This is a genomic window from Kutzneria buriramensis (assembly GCF_003387475.1).
GTDB classification, from domain to species: domain Bacteria; phylum Actinomycetota; class Actinomycetes; order Mycobacteriales; family Pseudonocardiaceae; genus Kutzneria; species Kutzneria buriramensis.
The window spans coordinates 61,474-80,302 of the sequence record NZ_QUNO01000032.1 but is presented as its reverse complement, the minus strand read 5'-3'; the positions used below and the strand labels follow the sequence as shown (position 1 = coordinate 80,302).

General features: G+C 70.0%; 18 protein-coding genes. 13 read left to right on the top strand and 5 right to left on the bottom strand.

Annotated features, from left to right (window positions below; all coding sequences use genetic code 11):
* Nucleotides 1–96 precede the first annotated feature (96 nt).
* From BCF44_RS51505 to BCF44_RS51495, 3 genes are read right to left on the bottom strand one after another with little or no spacing between them, the layout of a single operon-like run.
* Entirely contained in the window at nucleotides 97–1,533 is a 1,437-nt protein-coding gene (locus tag BCF44_RS51505; protein ID WP_116181929.1) for a benzaldehyde dehydrogenase, read from the bottom strand.
* On the bottom strand, nucleotides 1,533–1,964 hold the full coding sequence (locus BCF44_RS51500; protein ID WP_116181928.1) for a hypothetical protein: 432 nt from the start codon (nucleotides 1,962–1,964) through the stop codon (nucleotides 1,533–1,535). The genes BCF44_RS51505 and BCF44_RS51500 overlap by 1 nt, the downstream gene beginning before the upstream one ends.
* Nucleotides 1,961–3,562 (bottom strand): GMC family oxidoreductase, encoded by a 1,602-nt coding sequence (locus BCF44_RS51495; protein WP_246016294.1) that lies wholly within the window; start codon nucleotides 3,560–3,562, stop codon nucleotides 1,961–1,963. Before BCF44_RS51495 ends, BCF44_RS51500 begins: the two co-directional genes overlap by 4 nt.
* 366 nt (nucleotides 3,563–3,928) lie before the next feature.
* Between BCF44_RS51495 and BCF44_RS51490 the strand changes: the two genes are divergently transcribed.
* Entirely contained in the window at nucleotides 3,929–5,386 is a 1,458-nt protein-coding gene (locus tag BCF44_RS51490) for a glycoside hydrolase family 28 protein (protein ID WP_116181927.1), read from the top strand.
* 68 nt (nucleotides 5,387–5,454) lie between these two features.
* Here the strand turns inward: BCF44_RS51490 and BCF44_RS51485 are convergent, their stop codons facing one another.
* On the bottom strand, nucleotides 5,455–5,892 hold the full coding sequence (locus tag BCF44_RS51485; RefSeq protein ID WP_116181926.1) for a nitroreductase family deazaflavin-dependent oxidoreductase: 438 nt from the start codon (nucleotides 5,890–5,892) through the stop codon (nucleotides 5,455–5,457).
* A 116-nt stretch (nucleotides 5,893–6,008) separates the two neighbouring features.
* Between BCF44_RS51485 and BCF44_RS51480 the strand changes: the two genes are divergently transcribed.
* The 11 genes from BCF44_RS51480 to BCF44_RS51430 all read left to right on the top strand — a co-directional run bounded on the left by BCF44_RS51480 (nucleotide 6,009) and on the right by BCF44_RS51430 (nucleotide 16,708).
* Entirely contained in the window at nucleotides 6,009–6,710 is a 702-nt protein-coding gene (locus tag BCF44_RS51480) for a TetR/AcrR family transcriptional regulator (protein WP_116181925.1), read from the top strand.
* Nucleotides 6,707–7,102: a TIGR03668 family PPOX class F420-dependent oxidoreductase gene (locus tag BCF44_RS51475; protein ID WP_116181924.1), complete on the top strand. Its 396-nt coding sequence runs from the start codon at nucleotides 6,707–6,709 to the stop codon at nucleotides 7,100–7,102. Before BCF44_RS51480 ends, BCF44_RS51475 begins: the two co-directional genes overlap by 4 nt.
* A 365-nt stretch (nucleotides 7,103–7,467) precedes the next feature.
* The gene (locus BCF44_RS51470) at nucleotides 7,468–8,064 is read left to right on the top strand and encodes a helix-turn-helix transcriptional regulator (protein ID WP_170218217.1); all 597 of its coding nucleotides are present in this window, start codon (nucleotides 7,468–7,470) and stop codon (nucleotides 8,062–8,064) included.
* Nucleotides 8,065–8,344: 280 nt separating this feature from the next.
* Nucleotides 8,345–9,571: a class I SAM-dependent methyltransferase gene (locus BCF44_RS51465; RefSeq protein WP_116181922.1), complete on the top strand. Its 1,227-nt coding sequence runs from the start codon at nucleotides 8,345–8,347 to the stop codon at nucleotides 9,569–9,571.
* Complete coding sequence (locus BCF44_RS51460) at nucleotides 9,568–10,344, top strand: sugar phosphate nucleotidyltransferase (protein ID WP_116181921.1); 777 nt, start codon at nucleotides 9,568–9,570, stop codon at nucleotides 10,342–10,344. Before BCF44_RS51465 ends, BCF44_RS51460 begins: the two co-directional genes overlap by 4 nt.
* On the top strand, nucleotides 10,341–10,991 hold the full coding sequence (locus BCF44_RS51455) for a PIG-L deacetylase family protein (protein ID WP_116181920.1): 651 nt from the start codon (nucleotides 10,341–10,343) through the stop codon (nucleotides 10,989–10,991). The genes BCF44_RS51460 and BCF44_RS51455 overlap by 4 nt, the downstream gene beginning before the upstream one ends.
* Nucleotides 10,992–10,996: 5 nt before the next feature.
* Nucleotides 10,997–12,022, top strand: coding sequence for an NAD-dependent epimerase/dehydratase family protein (locus BCF44_RS51450; protein ID WP_116181919.1), 1,026 nt, complete (start codon nucleotides 10,997–10,999; stop codon nucleotides 12,020–12,022).
* A complete protein-coding gene (locus BCF44_RS51445) occupies nucleotides 12,019–13,272 on the top strand; it encodes a DUF4910 domain-containing protein (RefSeq protein ID WP_116181918.1) in 1,254 nt (417 codons plus the stop codon). The genes BCF44_RS51450 and BCF44_RS51445 overlap by 4 nt, the downstream gene beginning before the upstream one ends.
* 8 nt (nucleotides 13,273–13,280) lie before the next feature.
* On the top strand, nucleotides 13,281–14,273 hold the full coding sequence (locus BCF44_RS51440; RefSeq protein ID WP_116181917.1) for a hypothetical protein: 993 nt from the start codon (nucleotides 13,281–13,283) through the stop codon (nucleotides 14,271–14,273).
* On the top strand, nucleotides 14,260–15,816 hold the full coding sequence (locus BCF44_RS51435) for a lipopolysaccharide biosynthesis protein (RefSeq protein ID WP_211353640.1): 1,557 nt from the start codon (nucleotides 14,260–14,262) through the stop codon (nucleotides 15,814–15,816). Before BCF44_RS51440 ends, BCF44_RS51435 begins: the two co-directional genes overlap by 14 nt.
* A gap of 13 nt (nucleotides 15,817–15,829) precedes the next feature.
* The gene (locus tag BCF44_RS51430) at nucleotides 15,830–16,708 is read left to right on the top strand and encodes a glycosyltransferase family 2 protein (RefSeq protein WP_116181916.1); all 879 of its coding nucleotides are present in this window, start codon (nucleotides 15,830–15,832) and stop codon (nucleotides 16,706–16,708) included.
* On the opposite strand, the gene BCF44_RS51425 is transcribed toward BCF44_RS51430, so the two are convergent.
* Nucleotides 16,709–17,848, bottom strand: a complete 1,140-nt coding sequence (locus BCF44_RS51425; RefSeq protein WP_116181915.1) for an acyltransferase family protein — start codon at nucleotides 17,846–17,848, stop codon at nucleotides 16,709–16,711. It lies immediately after the preceding gene.
* A gap of 161 nt (nucleotides 17,849–18,009) precedes the next feature.
* Here BCF44_RS51425 and BCF44_RS51420 point away from each other — a divergent pair, with 161 nt between their 5' ends.
* Nucleotides 18,010–18,825 carry a hypothetical protein gene (locus BCF44_RS51420; protein ID WP_147329010.1) on the top strand — a complete coding sequence of 272 codons (816 nt, stop codon included), beginning with the start codon at nucleotides 18,010–18,012 and terminating at the stop codon, nucleotides 18,823–18,825.
* Nucleotides 18,826–18,829: the final 4 nt, after the last annotated feature.

Here is an 18,829-nt window from a genome sequence, read left to right as displayed (position 1 = left end):
GGCTGGATCACTACAACACTGAACGGGCACACACCGCACTCGATGGCCACCCACCCATCAGTCGCACACAGTCACCAACGTGACGGCCAAGTACACCTAGAACGGGTAGGCCGGCGGCGTGTCCCGCACGGTCACCCACTGCCACTGGGTGAACTCCTCCCAGTTGGCCTGGCCGCCGTAGCGGCCGCCGTTGCCGGACGCGCCGACGCCGCCGAACGGGACGGTCGGGTCGTCGTTGATGGTGCTGTCGTTGACGTGCACCATGCCGGCCCGCAGGCGCTCGGCGAGCTTCCACCCGCGGAACGGCTCGGCGGTGATCACCGACGCGGTCAGGCCGTAGGCGGTCGCGTTGGCCAACTCCACGGCCTCGTCGTCGGTGTCGAAGACGGTGATCGGGGCGACCGGCCCGAAGATCTCGTCGGTGAAGGCGGGCATCTCGGGGGTGACGCCGCCGAGCACCGTCGGCGCGTAGAACAGGTTCTCGTGCGTGCCGCCGGTGCGGATGGTCGCGCCGGCCTCGGCGGAGGCCCGCACGATGCGGTCGACGTTGGCCAGCTGGGTGGCGTTGATGATCGGACCGATCTGGGTGTCGGCGTCGGCGGGGTCGCCGACCTTGAGCCGCTCGGCGCGGGCGGCCAGCCGGTCCAGGTACTCGTCGGCGATCTTGCGATGCACCAGGTGCCGGCCGGTGGTCAGGCAGATCTGGCCCTGGTGCAGGAAGGAACCCCACGCCCCGACCGAGCTGGCGGCCTCGGGATCGGCGTCGGCGAGCACGATGGTGGCGTTGTTGCCGCCCAGTTCCAGCGACACCTTCTTGACGTGCTCGGCGGCGGTGGCCGCGACGATCTTGCCGGCGCGGGTGGAACCGGTGAACGAGATCATCGGCACCCGCGGGTCGGCGACCAGCGCGTGACCGGCGTCGGCGGTGCCGGGCAGGACCTCCAGCACGCCGGCCGGCAGCCCGGCCTCCTGGAACAGCCGGGCGATCAGCGCGCCGCCGTAGACCGGGGTCTGGTGATCGGGCTTGAGCAGCACGGCGTTGCCGAGCGCGAGCGCCGGGGCGACGGCGCGCATGGCCAGCACCAGCGGGAAGTTCCACGGCGTGATCACGCCGACCGCGCCGAACGGGATCCGCCGGCCGTAACTCATCCGGCCGGCCGCCGGCAGCAGCTGCCCGTACGGCTCGGTGGCGAGCGCGGCGGCGGCGATCAGCTCGCCCCGGCTGCTGTGCACCTCGTGCGCCGTCTTGCCGGCGATGCCGCCGCACTCGCGGATGCCCCAGCGGACGAACCCGTCCTCCCGGTCGTGGATCAGCTGGGCCGCCCGCAGCAGGATCTCGGCCCGCTCGGACGGTGCGGTGTCGGCCCACTTCGGTTGCGCCGCAACGGCTCTGGACACCGCGGCGGTGACGTCGTCGGGCGTGGCCAGCCGGCTGCTGCCGAGCACGGCGCCGGTCGCCGGCTCGACGATGTCGACCTGGTCCCCGGACAGGTCCGCGAACACCGTCTTGTCGGGCACGAGCGGATCGGCCATCACTGCCTCCGGGACAGGGAGTCGGGGTCTCGGTGTACGGGGCCACGATCCACCACGCGGTCGAGCAGCCCCTCCGCGAGGTACGCCGGATAGTCCTCGGGGCGTACCGGAACGGGCCGCTGGCCGGTGTAGCCCAGCAGCCGTTTGACCAGGTCGCTGGTGTAGTAGCCGCCGGAGACGATCTCCAGCACGGCCTGGTGCGCCCGCGGGTCGAGGTCGGCCAGCAGCCGCAGCGCCGGCCCCGGCTTGTACTCGCCGGCCAGCACCCAGGCCCGGTTCAGCGCGCGGGCCAGGTCCGGCCGCACCGCCAGCACCAGGTCCAGCTGGCCGCCGGCGACGCCGACCTCGGTCGCGGCCGGCATGCCCTCGCCGGCCGGGATCAGCTCGTCGGCGACGGCGCCGAGCCAGGTCCGCAGCTTGTCGTCGGTCATCGGGGAGTCCTTTGCTCGCGCCGGTTTTCGATGAGGTGCTCGGTGTTGCGCAGGGCGAGCGACACGATCGTGCTGGTCGGGTTCACCGCGCCGGAGGTGACGAACACGCTGCCGTCGGCGAGGTAGAGGTTGGGCACGTCGTGGGCGCGACCCCAACCGTCCACAACGGACGTTGCCGGGTCGTCGCCCATCCGGGCCGTGCCGAGCAGGTGCCAGCCGGAGAACCGCATCAGCGACTCCACGGCCGTGCGGTGGGCGCCGGCCTCGGCGAACGAGCGCTGCGCCCGTTCGATGTTGAAGTCCAGCAGCCGTCGGGAGTTCTCGCCTACCCGGTAGGTGACCTTGGGAGCCGGGATGCCCGACGAGTCGGTCAGGCTGTCGTCGATCTCCACCCGGTTGCCCTCGTCGGGCAGGTCCTCGCCGAAGATGCACCAGCTCAGCGAGTGGCCGAGGTGTGCCCGCACGTGGGCGTGATGATCCTTGCCCCACACGGAGTTCCCGGCCCGTGCGGGCAGCGCCGCGTTGAGCGGGCCGCCGGTCGGGGCCAGGCTCCACTTGGCGCCGCGCACGAAGTCGCGGTCCGGATCGGTCTCGTAGAACTCGTAGCTGACGATCTTCGCGCCGACGTGGCCGCCGGCGTCGACCGGCTCGTCGAAGTAGCCGGTGACGTTCGCGAACGGGTGCACCATCAGGCGTTTGCCGACCAGGCCGCTGGAATTGGCCAGGCCGTGTGGAAAACGGGGCGACGCCGAGTTGAGCAGGATGCGGGCGGTGCCGACGGAGTTCGCCGCCAGGATCACGACGTCGGCGCGGGCTACGTGCCACTTTCCTTCGGTGTCAACGTATTCTGCGCCGACGGCCAGGCCCTTGGCGTCGGTGAGGATGCGGGCCACCCGGGCGCCGGTGATCAGTCGTGCGCCGGCCTTGATCGCGTTGGGCCAGTGCGTGACGTCGGTGGACGCCTTCGCGCCCTCCGGGCAGCCCTGCATGCAGGAACCGTAGTGGGCGCAGGCGTTTCGTCCCTGGTAGGGGCGTGACAGCACCGCGTTCGGCGCCGGCCACCAGTGCCACTTCAGTCGGTCGTGCGCACGGGCCATGCGCAGCGCGCCGTCGCCGATCGGCAGCGGTGGCAAGGGGTATTCGCCGCCTTCGGGGATGGACGTGTCGCCGGCGAGGCCGGAGACGCCGAAGGCGCGGTCGGTGCGTTCGTAGAACGGCTGGAGGTCGCGGTAGGTCAGTGGCCAGTCGTCGCCGACACCGTCCAACGCGTTGGTGCGGAAGTCCGACGGCAGCAGGCGGGGCCAGTCCGCCGCGTAGAGCACCATGCTGCCGCCGACGCCGTTGTACATCAGCGTGGCGATGTCCGAGCCGGTCTCGTTGACCGGGTAGTCCTCCGGTCTGCCGCGCAGTGTCGGGTTGCCGCCCCAGCCGCCGCGCGCCTCCAGCTCGTAGGTCGGGCGCAGGGCCGGGAAGTCCGTTCGGTCCGGCCAGTGTCCCTGCTCCAGGCAGAGCACGTCGAAGCCGGCGTCGGCCAGCGCGCCGGTGACCACCCCGCCTGACGCGCCGGCGCCCACCACGAGCACATCCGCGTGTTCCACGGTCCTCCCCACCGATGGGAAAGCGCTTTCCGACCAACCTATCCCGACACACGATCGACGGCAAGGCGAACCCCCGCGAGTCGCGCTCTCAGGCAGGGCGAATGTGCGTTTCGGGCAGAGTGGTCATTCGGCGCGTGTCGACCCGTTGGGCGGCCACGCGAGCCGCGGTCCCCGGCGGATCTGAGACCGGGGGCTCGGTTCTGCCTGAAACCGCATTTCGGCATGTCCGTGAGCGCGACTCGCGGGGGTGGTCTTGACGTGGTGGGGTGGCGCTTCTAATCTGGCCGAGCCGCCGCGTTGTAAACGTTTACATTTCCTCGTCCCTGGGAGGACAGCGTGCGCTACGCAGCGTTGCGGAGATCGGTGATGCTCCCGATGGTCGCGGTGGCCGGCCTCGTCGTGTTCTGCGCCGGAGGGGCCGCGGCGGCCACGGTCCAGCCGCACGCCACCACGTACAACGTCAAGGACTTCGGGGCCAAGGCCGACGGCAAGACCAACAACGCCCCGGCCATCGACAAGGCGATCGTCGCGGCGAACAAGGCGGGTGGCGGCACGGTCGAGTTCCCGGCCGGCACCTACCTGTCGGCCGGCACGGTGCACCTGAAGAGCAATGTCACCGTTCAGCTGGACGCGGGCTCCACGATCACCGGCGCCTCCTCCGGCTACGACGCGCCCGAGTCCAATCCGAACGACAAGTACCAGGACTTCGGCCACAGCCACTTCCACGACGCCATGTTCTTCGGCGACAGCGTGGACAACGTGAAGTTCATCGGCTCCGGCACCATCGACGGCGGCGGCCACCTGATCACCGGAAACCCGAAGTCGGGTCAGGCGGACAAGATCATCTCGCTGACCCGGTGCACCAACCTGACGCTGTCCGGCATCACCCTCAAGCGCGGCGGCCACTTCGGCGCGCTGATCAACGGGTGCGACCATGTGGTGTCCGACCATCTGACGATCTCCACCGCCAGCGACCGCGACGGCTGGAACATCATCAGCACCACCAACGTGACGATCACGAACATCAACGACGCCGCCAACGACGACGCGCTGGTGTTCAAGAGCGACTGGGCGCTGGGCAAGACGCTGCCCAACGGGCACGTCACCGTCACCAACGCGAAGCTGTCGGCCGGCTGCTGCAACGCCCTGATGTTCGGGTCCGAGACCTGCGGCGACTTCACCGACTACCAGTTCTCGCACATCACCATCACCGGTGCCGGCAAGTCCGGGCTGGGCCTGGTGTCCATGGACGGCGCGCACATCAGCAACGTGCACTACGACGACATCACCATGTCGAACACGCAGTCGCCGATCATGGAGAAGATCGGCACGCGCAAGCGCTGCGGCGGCAGTCCGGGCATTGGCAGCATCAGCGACATCCACTACAGCAACATCACCGGGACCAAGGCCGGCAAGTTCAGCCCGACCCTGTGGGGCCAGTCCGGCCACCTGGTCTCGAACATCACCTTCGACAACGTGCACCTGGACCTGCCCGGCGGCAGTGGCTCCGTGTCCTCGGGCGTGCCCAGCGACAACGGCGACTACAACCCGAACAGCATCGGGAAGCGGCCGGCGTACGGGTTCTACCTGCACAACGTGTCCGGCATCTCGTTCAGCAACAGCGGGTTCACGTTCGACAACTCCGATGCCCGGCCGGCGATCATCGTCAACAACGGCAGCGGGCTGACCTTCGACAACGTGACCGCGCAGGCCGGCAGCGCCAGCTACGACGTCGGGTTCCAGACGGTCAACGGGTACTGCCTCACCGGCGGCACCAAGTTGCGCGTCAACGCGACGGGGTCCACGCAGAAGTGCGGTAGCTGAGGTCCACCAGGGGGAATTGGAAGGGGGCTTTCCCGGCGGTCAGGCCGGGAAAGCCCCCTTCGCCGTGCTCAGACGCGGAAGACGGGGTAGCCGGGGGCGATGGCCAGCAGCTCGGCATCCGTGGCGGTGTGGTCGACGCCGTCGAAGAAGACGCCGACCTCGAACTTCCAGCGCTTGAGGTACGCCCGCAGGATGGGGGCCTTGTCGGCGTCGGCGAGCTCGGTGGGGGTGAAGACCTCGACGCGGCGGCCGAGGCGGAGTTCGCCGGTGCCGGCGGCGCGGAGGTTGCGAACCCACTGGGTGTGGCCGCGCGGCGCGACGAGGTAGCGGACTCCGTCGACGGTGAGCAGGTTGACGGGGTTGGTGCGCCACTGCCCGCTCTTGCGGCCGCGCACGGCGAGCAGCCGGGTGCCCAGGATGCTGACGCCGAGCCGGGCCAGGTGGCCGACGAGGTCGTTGAAGAACGTCGACGTGCCTTCGGGGGCGACGTAGCGGGTGGTGGTCATCGGAAGACTCCGTTTCGAGAGCAGTGCTCCGGGTTGAGAACAGTGAACACGGATCGGGGGTCCGAGTCAAGAGCAGTGCTCTCGAATGAGGCTGGTGCTCTGATAGGCTGTGTCCCGTGAACGCAGGCAGGACGGCGCGGGACCGCGCTCGGGCGGAGCTGACGGCGGAGATCAAGGACGAGGCGCGGCGGCAGCTCGGGGTGTACGGCGCGGACGGGCTGTCGCTGCGCGCGGTGGCCCGCGAGCTGGGCATGGTGAGCTCGGCGATCTACCGCTACTTTCCGAGCAAGGACGAGCTGCTCACGGCCCTGATCGTCGACGCCTACCGCGCGCTGGGGGTGGCGGCGACGGCGGCGGACCAGCGGCTGCCGGAGCGGGACCTGCGCGGACGGTGGCAGGCGGTCTGCCACGCGGTCCGCGACTGGGCCCGCGCCAACCGTCACGAATACGCCCTGATCTACGGCTCGCCGGTGCCGGGCTACACGGCCCCGGAGATCACCATCGCGGAGGCCAACAAGGTGCCGCTGGTGATGGTCCGCGTGCTCCGTCAGGCCTGGGCGGAGGGCACGCTCCGGCCGACCCGCGACTCGGGCGTCCTGTCCGACGGCCTGGCCGAGCAGTGCCGGACGCTTGCGGAGGCGGTCGCGCCGGAGCTGCCGCCGGAGGTGTTGGCCCGCGCGATCGTGTGCTGGACGCAGCTGTTCGGCATGGTCAGCTTCGAGCTGTTCGGCCAGCTGGTGGGCAGCGTCGACCCCTCGGACGAGTTCTTCGCCTACGCCGTGGACGTGCTCGCGGACCTGGTGGGCATGCCGTCGTGAACCTGGAACGGTTCGCACGGGCCCGGGTCGCCCGGCTGGCGACCGTCGACAAGGACGGCCGTCCGCACCTGGTGCCGGTGACGTTCGCGGTGCACGGCGACGTCATCGTGATCGCGGTCGACCACAAGCCGAAGACCACCACCAACCTGCGGCGGCTGCGCAACATCCGGGAGAACGACCAGGTCAGCCTGCTTGCCGATCACTACGACGAGGACTGGCGGAAACTCTGGTGGGTGCGGGTCGACGGCACCGCCCGCATCCTGGTCGACGAGGCCGAGCGCACGGAGCCGGTGGCGTGGCTGTGCGCGAAGTACGAGCAGTACCGGGAGCGCCCGCCGACCGGCCCGGTCATCCGGATCGTGGCGCGAAACGTCGTGAACTGGTCCGCCTAACGCATTCCCGTCGATTCTGTGACGAGCGCCACCATGTTCACATACGTGCACCGCGGCGTCTGAAGAACGGCGGGAATCGCGTTTGTCGCGCATTGTGAAACGCGTTGCGCGTTCGTCGAACGCAGTTCGACAACCGGGGTGGCAGCGCTCCCACCAGCGGTGACCGACCGGCCGCGACCACGGGGATGTCCGGTGTCGCGTGCAGATGTTGCGCTCGGCGGCCAGATACGACATCTTCATGGCGGCGCCCACCTCGACCGGGCTCGAGCCGTCTCGACGTGTCTATAGACGTCGCTGTGAACAACTTCTGGAGACGCTCGCGGTTACCTCATTCATACCGTGAAGCAAGTCGGTCGGGAGGACTCATGGCGCGGGTGAGGGTGTTCGTTCAAGCGGGAGATCCGATCTCCGCGGTCGGTCTGGCGAGCTACATCAGGGCGCAGCCCGGCATGCTGGTGGTACCCAGCAGGCTGCCGGCGGACGCCGACGTGGCGCTCACCGTCACCGACCGGGTCAGCGCCGACTTCCTCGGCGCGCTGACCAAGGCCGCGCAGGCCGCTCCGCTGCCCACCGTGGTGGCGACCGATCACGTCGACCCCGAGCAGGCGCCGTCGCTGCACCGGTGTCGCGTGGTGGCCCTGCTGCCGCGGTCGGCGGCCACGAGCAGCCGGCTGGCCAGCGCCGTGATGGAGGCCGCCACCGGCGGCGCCGTGACGAGTCTCGCCGAGCAGGCGGACAACCTGCGCCGCGAGATCGCCGGCCCGGACGGCGCGATGCTCGCCCCGCGCGAGCTGACCGTGCTCCAGCTGATGGCCGACGGGCACGACACGCCGGAGATCGCCGACATCATGGCCTGCTCGGACCGGATGGTGAAGAGCATCATCCTGAGCGCGACCAAGCGGTTCAACGTGCACAACCGCGTGCACGCCGTGGCCTGCGCGCTGCGCGCCGGCCTCATCTGAGTTTCACTCACCTAGCGACGGACGTCGCGCGCGGTCTCCACTCGGTTCCGCCACGCCGAGTGGGGTCCCCGCGTGACGTCCGTTTCGCGTATCCGCACCCGACCGCGCTCGTTGGTTCAAACGAAGGTGTCCTAGGGCTACGCCGAACGGGCTAGTGGTTGGCGTGGCGGGATGTTCACCACGCCCGCGCCCCGGTAACACCGGGTGCGCAGCGAGCGAATCAGGGTACGGCGACGCCGTCGGGCGCCGCCTTGGCGAATTCTCGCGGGGAGCGTGGCGGATGTCGGTCTGTCGGCTGTGTGGCTCGACGAGCCTGCAGGGAGTGGTGGACCTGGGCGCCACCCCGCCGTGCGAGCGGTTCCTCACGGCCGAGCAGCTCGACGAACCCGAGGTCACCTACCCGCTGCACCTGCGGGTGTGCACGCAGTGCTGGCTGGCGCAGATCCCGCCGCTGATCACCCCCGAGGACACCTTCACCGAATACGCGTACTTCTCGTCCTACTCGACGTCCTGGGTGGACCACGCCAAGCGGTTCGTCGACGGCGCGGTGGACCGGCTGGGCCTGGGCGCCGACTCGTTCGTGGTCGAGGTCGCCAGCAACGACGGGTACCTGCTGCAACACGTGGTCGCGCGGTGGATCCGGTGTCTGGGCGTGGAACCCTCGGTGAACGTGGGGCAGGCGGCACGGGACAGGGGCGTGCCGACGCTGACCGCGTTCCTCACCCCGGAGTCCGGCGCGCAGGTCCGTGCGGAGCACGGGCCCGCCAACCTGGTGGTGGCCAACAACGTCTACGCGCACATCCCGGACGTCATCGGGTTCACCAAGGGACTGCGCAACCTGGTCGCCGACGACGGCTGGGTGTCCATCGAGGTGCAGCACCTGCTGACCCTGATGGAGCTCAACCAGTACGACACCATCTACCACGAGCACTTCCAGTACTACACGGTCGCCTCCGCGCAGCGCGCGCTGGCCAGCGGCGGACTGTCCGTTGTGGACGTCGAGCTGGTGCCCACGCACGGCGGCTCGATCCGGTTGTGGGCGCGGCCGACCGAGGTCGCCGGCGAGCCGAGCGCCCGGGTGCACGACGTGCTGGCCCGGGAGAAGGCGGCCGGTCTGCACGAACTGTCCGGCTACACCGAATTCGCCGCCCGTGTCGCGAAGGTCCGCCGCGACCTGTTGGCGTTCCTGACCAAGGCGGCCGCCGAGGGCAGGACCGTGGTCGGCTACGGCGCCCCCGGCAAGGGCAACACGCTGCTCAACCACTGCGGCATCCGGCCCGATCTGCTGGCCTACACGGTGGACCGCAACCCGTACAAGCACGGCCGGTTCACGCCCGGCACCCGGATCCCGATCCTGCCGCCCGAGCGGATCGCCGAGGACCGGCCCGACTACGTGCTGGTGCTGCCCTGGAACCTGCGTGACGAGCTCATCGAGCAGTTGGCCTATGTCCGCGAATGGGGCGGCAGCTTGGTCTTCCCCATCCCCGAACTCGAGGTGAAGTCGTGAAGGTCGTCCTGTTCTGCGGCGGGCACGGGATGCGGATGCGCACCGGCACCTCCGCGGACGTGCCCAAGCCGATGCAGCTGGTCGGGCCGAGACCGCTGATCTGGCACGTGATGCGCTACTACGCGCACTTCGGGCACACCGAGTTCGTCCTCTGCCTGGGCTACGGCGCCCACCACATCAAGGACTTCTTCCTCAACTACGAGGAGACCACGTCCAACGACTTCGTGCTCTCCCGCGGCAAGGTGGAGCTGCTGTCCACGGACATCTCCGACTGGAAGATCTCGTTCGTGCAGACGGGAATCGAGTCGGCCATCGGGGAGCGGCTGCGCCGCGTGCGCGATCATCTCGACGGCGACGAGATGTTCCTGGCCAACTACGCCGACGTGCTGACCGACGCGCCGCTGCCGGAGATCATCGACAGGTTCGAGAAGTCCGACGCCGGCGCGTCGATGATGGTCGTGCCGCCGCCCGGCAGCTTCCACTGCGTGGAACTGGGCGCGTCCGGCCTGGTCTCGGGCATCACCCCGGTCAGCGACATGCCGCTGTGGTCCAACGGCGGTTATTTCGTGCTGCGCCAGGACGTTTTCGAACACATCCCGGAGGGCGGCGACCTCGTCGCCGACGGCTGCGTGACGCTGGCCAAGCAGGGGCGGCTGATGGCCTACCCGCACCGCGGCTACTGGAAGCCGACCGACACCGTCAAGGAACGGATCGCGCTGGACGAGGCGTACTCGCGCGGCGAGCGCCCCTGGGCCCTGTGGGAAAGGGAATGATCAGTCTCACGACCGGACGCCCGCGCCGGATCGCCGTGCTCGCCGCGCATTGCGACGACATCGCGATCGGCGCGGGCGGCAGTCTGCTCACGCTGTGCCGCGCCAATCCCGGCGTCCAGGTGGACGCGCTCGTGCTGACGGGCGGCGGAACCCCGCGCGAGGACGAGGAACTCGCCGCGCTGGGGGCGTTCTGCCCCGGTGCGGATCTCCGCGTCACGGTGGAGAAGCTGCCCGACGGCCGGCTGCCCGCGCACTGGCACGAGGCGAAGGCGGCGGTGGAGGAGCTGCGCTCCCGCACCGACCCGGAGCTGATCTTCGCGCCGAACACCGGCGACGCGCACCAGGACCACCGCGGGCTGGCGGAGCTGGTGCCGCAGGTGTTCCGCGACCACCTGGCGCTGGGCTACGAGATCGTCAAGTGGGACGGGGACCTCGGCCGGCCGGCGGTGTACCAGCCGCTGGCCGACGAGGTCGCCGAGGCGAAGGTGCGGCTGCTGCACGAGCACTACCCGTCGCAGCGCGACCGGCCCTGGTACGACCGCGAGGCCTTCTTCGGCCTGGCCCGGATCCGGGGCATCGAGTGCAAGGCCCGGTACGCGGAAGCGTTCCACGTCAACAAGTTGGTTCTCGACCTGGCTGGAGGATGACCCGGATGCGCGTGCTGCTGACCGGACACCAGGGATATCTGGGCACCGTGATGGCCCCGGTGCTGGCCGAGGCCGGGCACGAGGTGATCGGCCTCGACTCCGGCCTGTTCGCGGACTGCGTGCTCGGCGACCAGCCGGCCGACCCCACCACCATCGCGGTGGACCTGCGGGACGTCACCGCCGAGCATCTGTCCGGTGTGGACGCGGTGATCCACCTGGCGGCGCTGTCCAACGACCCGCTGGGATCGCTGGCGCCGCAGCTGACCTACGACATCAACCACCACGCCTCGGTGCGGCTGGCCCGGCTGGCCAAGGAAGCCGGCGTGCAGCGCTACCTCTACGCCTCCACGTGCTCGGTCTACGGCGCGTCCGGCGGCGGCGGCCTGGTCGACGAGGACGCGCCGCTGCGGCCGGTGACGCCGTACGCGGAGTCCAAGGTGCGGGTCGAGGACGACGTCGCCGAGCTGGCCGACGACGACTTCACGCCGGTGTACATGCGCAACGCCACCGCTTTCGGCTTCTCGCCGCGACTGCGGGCCGACATCGTGCTGAACAACCTGGTCGGCCACGCGCACCTCACCGGCCAGGTGAAGGTGCTGTCCGACGGCACGCCGTGGCGGCCGCTGGTGCACGCCAAGGACATCGCGACGGCGTTCGCGTGCGCGCTGGTCGCGCCGAAGGAATCCGTGCACAACAAGGCGTTCAACGTCGGCACCGAGCTGAACAACCTGACCGTGGCCGAGATCGCCGGCGAGGTGATCGAGGCGGTGCCCGGCTCCAAGCTGGTGATCACCGGCGAGGCCGGCGCCGACCCGCGCTCCTACCGGGTGGACTTCTCCCGGATCCGTGCGGCACTGCCGGACTACCACGCCGCCTGGTCGGTGAAGGACGGTGCCGTCGAACTCTATGCGGCGTACCAGAAGTTCGGGCTCACCGAGCACGACTTCAAGCAGCGCTTCACCCGGCTGGCCCGGCTGTCGGACCGCACCGGCGAGGGCACGCTCGGCCCGGACATGCGACCCGTTCGATGAAGGAGCTGGTCGAGCGGCTGTACCCGGTGTGCCGCAGCATCACCGGCGACGGCCTGCGGCGCACGTTGGAAATCGTCGGCGAGCACATCCCGCTGACGGTCTCCGAGGTGCCGACCGGCACCGAGGTGCTGGACTGGACCGTGCCGAAGGAGTGGAACATCCGGGCGGCCTGGGTGAAGGATCCCAGCGGCCGCAAGGTGATCGACTTCGCCGAGCACAACCTGCACATCGTCGGCTACAGCACGCCGCTGCACGCCACCATGCCGCTGGCCGAGCTGCGTGAGCACCTGCACACGCTGCCCGAGCAGCCGACGCTGATCCCGTACCGCACCAGCTACTACAGCGAGACGTGGGGCTTCTGCCTGCGCCACGACGTGCTGGAGTCGTTGCCGGACGGGGACTACGAGGTGTTCATCGACTCCACTGTGGAGGACGGGCACCTCAGCTACGGCGAGCACGTGATCCCGGGCGAGCTGACCGACGAGGTCATCTTCTCCTGCCACGTCTGCCATCCGTCGCTGGCCAACGACAACATGGCGAGCGTGGCGGTGGCGGTGGAACTGGCCAAGCGGCTCGCCGTGCAGAAAACCCGCTACACCTACCGGTTCATCTTCGCGCCCGGCACCGTCGGCGCGATCACCTGGCTGGCCCGCAACTTCGAGCGGGTGGACCGGATCGTCGGCGGCGCCACGCTGGCCTGCGCCGGCGACCGCGGCTCGTTGACGTACAAGCGGAGTCGGCGCGGCGACGCCCCGATCGACCGGGCCGTCGAGCACGTGCTGCGGGAGTCGGGCCGGCCGCACAAGGTGATCGACTTCTCCCCGTACGGCTACGACGAGCGGCAGTACTGCTCGCCCGGCTTCAACCTCGGCGTCGGCAGCCTGACCCGGACGCCGTACGCCGGCTACCCCGAATACCACACCTCCGGCGACGACCCCGACTTCGTCACCGAGGAGTCGATGGCCGACACGCTGGAGACGCTGTGGGAGGCGGTGACCGTGCTCGAGCGGGACCGCCGGTACGTGAACCTCAGCCCCTACGGCGAGCCGCAGCTGGGCCGGCGTGGACTGTACGACTCGCTCGGCGGGCGCAGTGACACGAAACAGGCCCAGATGGCGATGCTGTGGGTGCTCAACCTGTCCGACGGCGACCACAGCCTGCTGGACGTCGCGCAACGATCCGGATTGCCGTTCGCCACGGTCGCGGACGCGGCCGACGCCCTGCGCGGCGCCGGCCTGGTGAAGGAGTGACACCGAAGATGACCCAGTCCGTGACCACCGCGCCCACCCTCGGGTTACGCGTCGGCGACCTGGTCGAGGTGCGCAGCGTCGAGGAGATCCTGGCGACCCTGGACGAACGGGGCGAGCTGGACAACCTGCCGTTCATGCCGGAGATGGTCCGGTTCTGCGGGCAGCGGATGACCGTGCACAAGGTGGCGCACAAGCTGTGCGACACCATCAGCCGCAGCGGCATCCGCAAGATGGAGAACTCGGTGCACCTGGCCGGGGCCCGCTGCGACGGCTCCGCGCACGGCGGCTGCCAGACCGCGTGCTCCATGTACTGGAAGGAAGCCTGGCTCAAGCGCGTCGAGCCGGGCACGCCGGCGCCCCAGCCGCAGCCGACCGGCCGGATCGACCTGCCGCTGCTGGTGTCCAACACGCACAAGCCGCCGGCCGCCGACGGCGGGGAGCGCTTCTCCTGCCAGGCCACGGAACTGCTCCGCGCCGCCCCGACCTGCCTGCCGTTCCGCGACCTCGGCCAGTACGTGGACGACGTGAAGACCGGCAATGTCACGGCGTGGGAGTCGTTCAAGGCGTTCCTGGTCGGCCTGTTCAACCGGCTCCAGGACGTGAGCCGGTCGAAGCTGCCGCGCAAGCTGTGGTTCCGCGAGGGGCTGCGGTGGGGCTTCATCAAGGGCCAGCCCGGCAAGAAGACCCCGACCGCGCAGCTGGACCTCCAGCCCGGCGAGCTGGTGCGGGTCAAGAGCAAGGAAGCCATCCTGGCCACCCTCAACGAGGACATGCTCAACCGGGGCATGGGCTTCGAGATCGAGATGGCCCGCTACTGCGGCCAGACCGCGCGGGTGCAGGCCCGGGTCACCAAGTGCCTGGACGAGAAGACCGGCGAGCTGCTGACCATGAAGAGCCCGTGCATCATCCTGGAGGACATCGTCTGCGCCGGGGTGTACAACGCCAGCTGCCCGCGCGAGTTCGTGCCGTTCTGGCGGGAGATCTGGCTTGAGCGGGTCTGAGTCACGGCCCGAGCCGGCCGGCGAGGACGCGGCGACCGCGCCGGTGGGCACGGTCGACGAGGCCGGCGGTTCGGCGCAGGAGCACGGTGGCGGGACCGAGGCGCACGTGGGCACGATCGGCCGCAAGGCCGGTCGGGGCCTGCGCTGGAGCCTGGTCGGCAACCTGGGCACCAAGCTGGGCTCGTTCACCATCGGCCTGATCCTGGCCCGGCTGCTGGTGCCCGCCGACTTCGGCGTGTTCGCGGTCGCCATGGCCGCGACCGCCTTCGTCATGCACGTCAACGACATCGGCGTGATCGCCGCCGGCGTGCAGTGGCGCGGCAAGCTGGAGGAGATGGCGCCGACCGGCACCACCATCGCGATCGCCTTCAGCACGCTGGTGTACGCGGCGTTCTTCGTCGGCGCGCCGGCGTTCGCGACGCTGGCCGGCACGCCCGACGCGGCGCCGGTGGTGCGGCTGCTGACCGTGATCATCATCGTGGACGGCATCACCTCGTGCCGCAGCGCCGCGCTGATGCGCCGGTTCGAGCAGGACCGGCTCACCAAGGCGACGATGATCGGCATGGCGGCCAACTTCGTGGTCGCGGTGCCGCTGGCGTTCGAGGGCGCCGGCGCCTACAGCTTCGCCGGCGGGCAGGTCGCCGGCACCATCGTCACCGGGATCATCGTGTGGCGGATGGGAAACCTGCCGCTCAAGCTCGGCTTCGACCGAGAGATCGCCAAGAAGCTGCTGAAGTTCGGCATCCCGCTGGCGGCCAGCCTGGGCGTGGAGTCGGTGCTGCTCAACGCCGACTACGTGATCGTCGGCAACGTGCTGGGCGCCACCGCGCTGGGCTACTACCTGTTGGCGTTCAACGTGTCCAACTGGGTGCCGGGGCTCGTCGGCACGGCCGTGCGGTACGTGTCCATCCCCAGCTTCTCCCGACTGGCCGAGCAGCAGCCCGAGGCGCTGGCCGCCGGGGTCCGAAAATCGGTGCCGGTGCTGATATCGGCGATCCTGCCGGTGGCCGTGCTGATGGCGGTGCTCGCGCCGTACATGGTGGTCTTCCTGTACGGGGACCAGTGGGGGCCGTCCGCGGCCGTGCTGCGGTTCCTGACCGTGCTGATGGTCGTGCGGATGCTGACGTCGCTGGCGTTCGACATCCTCACCTCGGTCGGCGCGACCCGGTCGACGGTCGTGTTGAACGCCGGCTGGGCCATCGCGCTGATCCCGGCGCTGTGGTTCGGCACCCATCTCGACTACATCCGTGGCGCCGCGATCGCGCACGGGATCGTCGCCCTGGCGGTGGCTCTGCCGCTCGCGGTCGGCGCCCTGCACCGCGCGGGCGTGCCGCTGCTTCCCGTGCTGCCGGCGCTGGTCCGCCCGGCGATCGGGGCCGTGGCGTGCGCGGCCGTGACCATGCTGGTGGTGCGGGTGGTCAACGGCGGCGTGTTCCTGCACCTGTTCGTGCCCGGTCTGGCCGGGTTGCTGGTGTTCGTGCTGACGGTGGTGCCGCTGGACCAGGTCCGGCAGCTGCGGACGCGGCTGGCCCGCGCCCGCTGAGGGAGGAGTTGTCATGCCGTTGGTGTCCGTGGGCCTGCCGGTCTACAACGGGGTCGAGCGGATCGAGGCCGTCGTGCGCTCGGTGCTCGGCCAGGACCATGCCGACCTGGAGTTGGTGATCAGCGACAACGCCTCCACCGACGGCAGCGAGGAGCTGTGCCGGTCGCTGGCCGCCGAGGACGAGCGGATCGTGTACCACCGCAACCCGGTCAACGTGGGGCTGCTCAACAACTTCGTCGGCGCGATCCGGCTGGGCCGCGGCGAGTTCTTCCGCTGGGTCGGCGACGACGACTGGCTGGCGCCCAACTGCGTGTCGCGCGGGCTCGACGCGTTCGCCGAGGACCCGCGGCTGGTCCTGGTCACCAGCCAGGTCGACTACACCGGGCCGGACGGCGTCACCGAGACCGCGCCGTACAGCGGCACCGCGCTGCGCTCGCCCGACCCGATCGTCCGGCTCCGCGAGATGCTCCGGCTGCTCAACGAGAGCCACCTGATCATCGATCCGCTGTACGGCATGGTCCGCCGCGAGCCGATCGTGCGCATCGAGCGGATCAACATGCTGCGCGAGGACGAGGTGTACGCCACCAAGCTCGCGCTGGCCGGGCCGTGGGGGCACGTGCCGGAGGTGCTGGCCAAGCGGAACTGGAAGCACGAGAAGCCGGCGACCCTGGCGCGCCGGCTGGACGTGCCCGCGTGGCAGGCGCACTTCGCGACCACTCTGCAGTGCCGGGCGATGCTCGACTACGTGCGGCAGACCGACGCGTTGAACGACGACCAGCGCCGGCAGGCGATGGTCGAGGTCGGCAAGATGTACGCCCGCCGGCAGCGGATCGTCGCCACCCGGCGGGCCCGCAAGCTCGTGCGCATGGCCGGCCGGCTGGTGCCGCGCTAGTCAGTCGGCGGCCGGGACCGGCTCGGGCTTGGCTGTGCGGGCGGCCATGGCCGCCTTGAGGGCGGCCCAGCTGCGGTGCTTCACGAACGGGATCTCGAACACGGCAGCGAAGCCGCGGGCGAACGCCACCGTCACGGGCACGCAGATCAGCAGCATCACGCCGAAAGCGGCCATGCCGGTGCCGAACAGCGGCCCGACCACGAACGTGTAGACCACCACGACGATCGGCGCGTGTGTGAGGTAGAGGCTGTAGGAGAAGGAGCCGAGGCTGCGCCCCGGACGGGTGTCGAGCAGGCGTACCAACGGCTTCGGCTGCCGGGTCGCCACGGCCACCAGCAGCAGCGCGACGGCCGGGCCGACGGCCAGGTCCACCCAGAGGAAGTTGCTGGTCGTCCAGACCGGGCCCATCACGACGATCAGCGCCACGACCGGCACCGCGGCGGCGAAGGCCCACCACTGCCAGCGCACGCGCTGCCACTTCTCGCCGGCCCGCACGATTCCGGCCGCGACCACGCCGGCCGCGAACAAAGCGGCGAACTGGGGCGTGAACCGCATCAAAGCGTCCACAGCGGACACATGCGGCGCCAGCGCGCCGATCAGCACCACGATTCCCGTTGCCGCGCCGAGCATCACCGCGGCACCGAACCGGCGCAGCGTCAGCAGCAGGAGCGGGAACACGAAGTACAGCTGCGCCTCTACGGCGATCGACCAGAACGCGCCGTTCGGGCTGGGCGAGCCGAACACGTCCTGGAGCAGCAGGCCGTAGAGCACGACGGACTTGCCGGTCGGCACGCCCTCGCCCGGCTGCGGCACGAGCGTCCAGGCGATCACGAGGCTGAACAGCAGTGCCGGCCAGTACGGCGGCAGGATGCGCCAGGCCCGCCGGCGGGCGAACTTCGCCTTGCTGTCCAGCCGCCAGCCGTTGCGGGCGGGCGAGACCGCCAGCGAGAAGCCGGACAGCACGATGAACACCACCACCGCGAAATGCCCATACAGCAGGAAACCCGTCCAAGCGGGCGCGTGGGTGACCGGAAAACCGGGGAACGCCATCAGGTAGCTGTGGTGCAGCACCACGAACAGCGCCGCCAGTCCCCGGAGGCCGTCCAGCCCGACGAGCCGCGGGCGGGCAGGTGAGTCCATGCCCCTCACATCGCGCGCGCCCCCGCCCGCGTAACCGTCACCCTCGGAGTAACGTGAACTGCTCCGAACGGCCCAGTGTGGTAACGAGAATGCGCAGGTGGGCGATGGTTTCGTTGCCGGCGGTCGCCGTGACCGGCGCTCACTGAACGGGGCAGGGGCCTATGGAATTCTGGAAATCCATGTGGGGTCTACTGCGCCGCCGCTACGTGGGCCCGCCGGTCGTGCTACTGGCTGTGCTCGCTGCGGCGGTGACGTTCCTGCTGGTTCCGACCCACTATGTCTCCCGTTCCTTCATGGTGCTGGCCACCCCGGCCAGCGGCGGCACGCTCTCGATGGACCCCAACAAGCCCACCGGCCTGACCAACCCGCTGCTGAACTTCAACGACGGCCTCAAGACCACCAGCGGCATCCTGATCCAGGCCGTGACCACCCCCACCGCGCTGGCCGACCTCGGCGTCGGGCCGCACAGCCCGACGACCGTCACGATCAACGACGGCTCGACGAGCCCCGATCTGCTCAGCAGCAGCCAGACCGGACCGTTCGTGTACATCGAGGGGGAGAGCACCACCCCGGAGGCCGCCAGCGGCATCGTGAAGAAGGCTCAGGACAAGCTCCGCGAGGAGCTGGTCAACCGTCAGAAGGCGCTGAACGCCCCGCCGATCACCTACGTGACCATCGTCGACGTGATCGCGCCGACGGCGCCGGTCTCCAAGATGACGGTCAAGCTCCAGCTCACCGGCGCGGCCCTGGCGCTGGTGCTGCTGCTCGGCCTCGGCGGCGCGTACGCCCTGGACCGGATGCGCGAGTCCCGCAAGCTGCGGGCCCCGGACACGGTGGCCGAGCTCACCAGCTCTCCCGGTGAGCTCGAACCGCCGACCCTGCGGATGGCGCGGGCCAAGGACAAGGCGATCCTCACCGTCCGCGGCGACGCCTTCTCCGGCACGCTCAACGACGACAACCCCCATGAGACGGTGTAGCCCG

Coding starts and splice junctions, on each gene's coding strand:
- BCF44_RS51500 (WP_116181928.1), bottom strand. CDS start 1,964: ATGACCGACGACAAGCTGCGGACCTGGCTCGGCGCCGTCGCCGACGAG.
- BCF44_RS51420 (WP_147329010.1), top strand. CDS start 18,010: ATGGAATTCTGGAAATCCATGTGGGGTCTACTGCGCCGCCGCTACGTG.
- BCF44_RS51450 (WP_116181919.1), top strand. CDS start 10,997: ATGCGCGTGCTGCTGACCGGACACCAGGGATATCTGGGCACCGTGATG.
- BCF44_RS51455 (WP_116181920.1), top strand. CDS start 10,341: ATGATCAGTCTCACGACCGGACGCCCGCGCCGGATCGCCGTGCTCGCC.
- BCF44_RS51440 (WP_116181917.1), top strand. CDS start 13,281: ATGACCCAGTCCGTGACCACCGCGCCCACCCTCGGGTTACGCGTCGGC.
- BCF44_RS51430 (WP_116181916.1), top strand. CDS start 15,830: ATGCCGTTGGTGTCCGTGGGCCTGCCGGTCTACAACGGGGTCGAGCGG.
- BCF44_RS51425 (WP_116181915.1), bottom strand. CDS start 17,848: ATGGACTCACCTGCCCGCCCGCGGCTCGTCGGGCTGGACGGCCTCCGG.
- BCF44_RS51470 (WP_170218217.1), top strand. CDS start 7,468: ATGGCGCGGGTGAGGGTGTTCGTTCAAGCGGGAGATCCGATCTCCGCG.
- BCF44_RS51490 (WP_116181927.1), top strand. CDS start 3,929: ATGCTCCCGATGGTCGCGGTGGCCGGCCTCGTCGTGTTCTGCGCCGGA.
- BCF44_RS51485 (WP_116181926.1), bottom strand. CDS start 5,892: ATGACCACCACCCGCTACGTCGCCCCCGAAGGCACGTCGACGTTCTTC.
- BCF44_RS51505 (WP_116181929.1), bottom strand. CDS start 1,533: ATGGCCGATCCGCTCGTGCCCGACAAGACGGTGTTCGCGGACCTGTCC.
- BCF44_RS51465 (WP_116181922.1), top strand. CDS start 8,345: ATGTCGGTCTGTCGGCTGTGTGGCTCGACGAGCCTGCAGGGAGTGGTG.
- BCF44_RS51445 (WP_116181918.1), top strand. CDS start 12,019: ATGAAGGAGCTGGTCGAGCGGCTGTACCCGGTGTGCCGCAGCATCACC.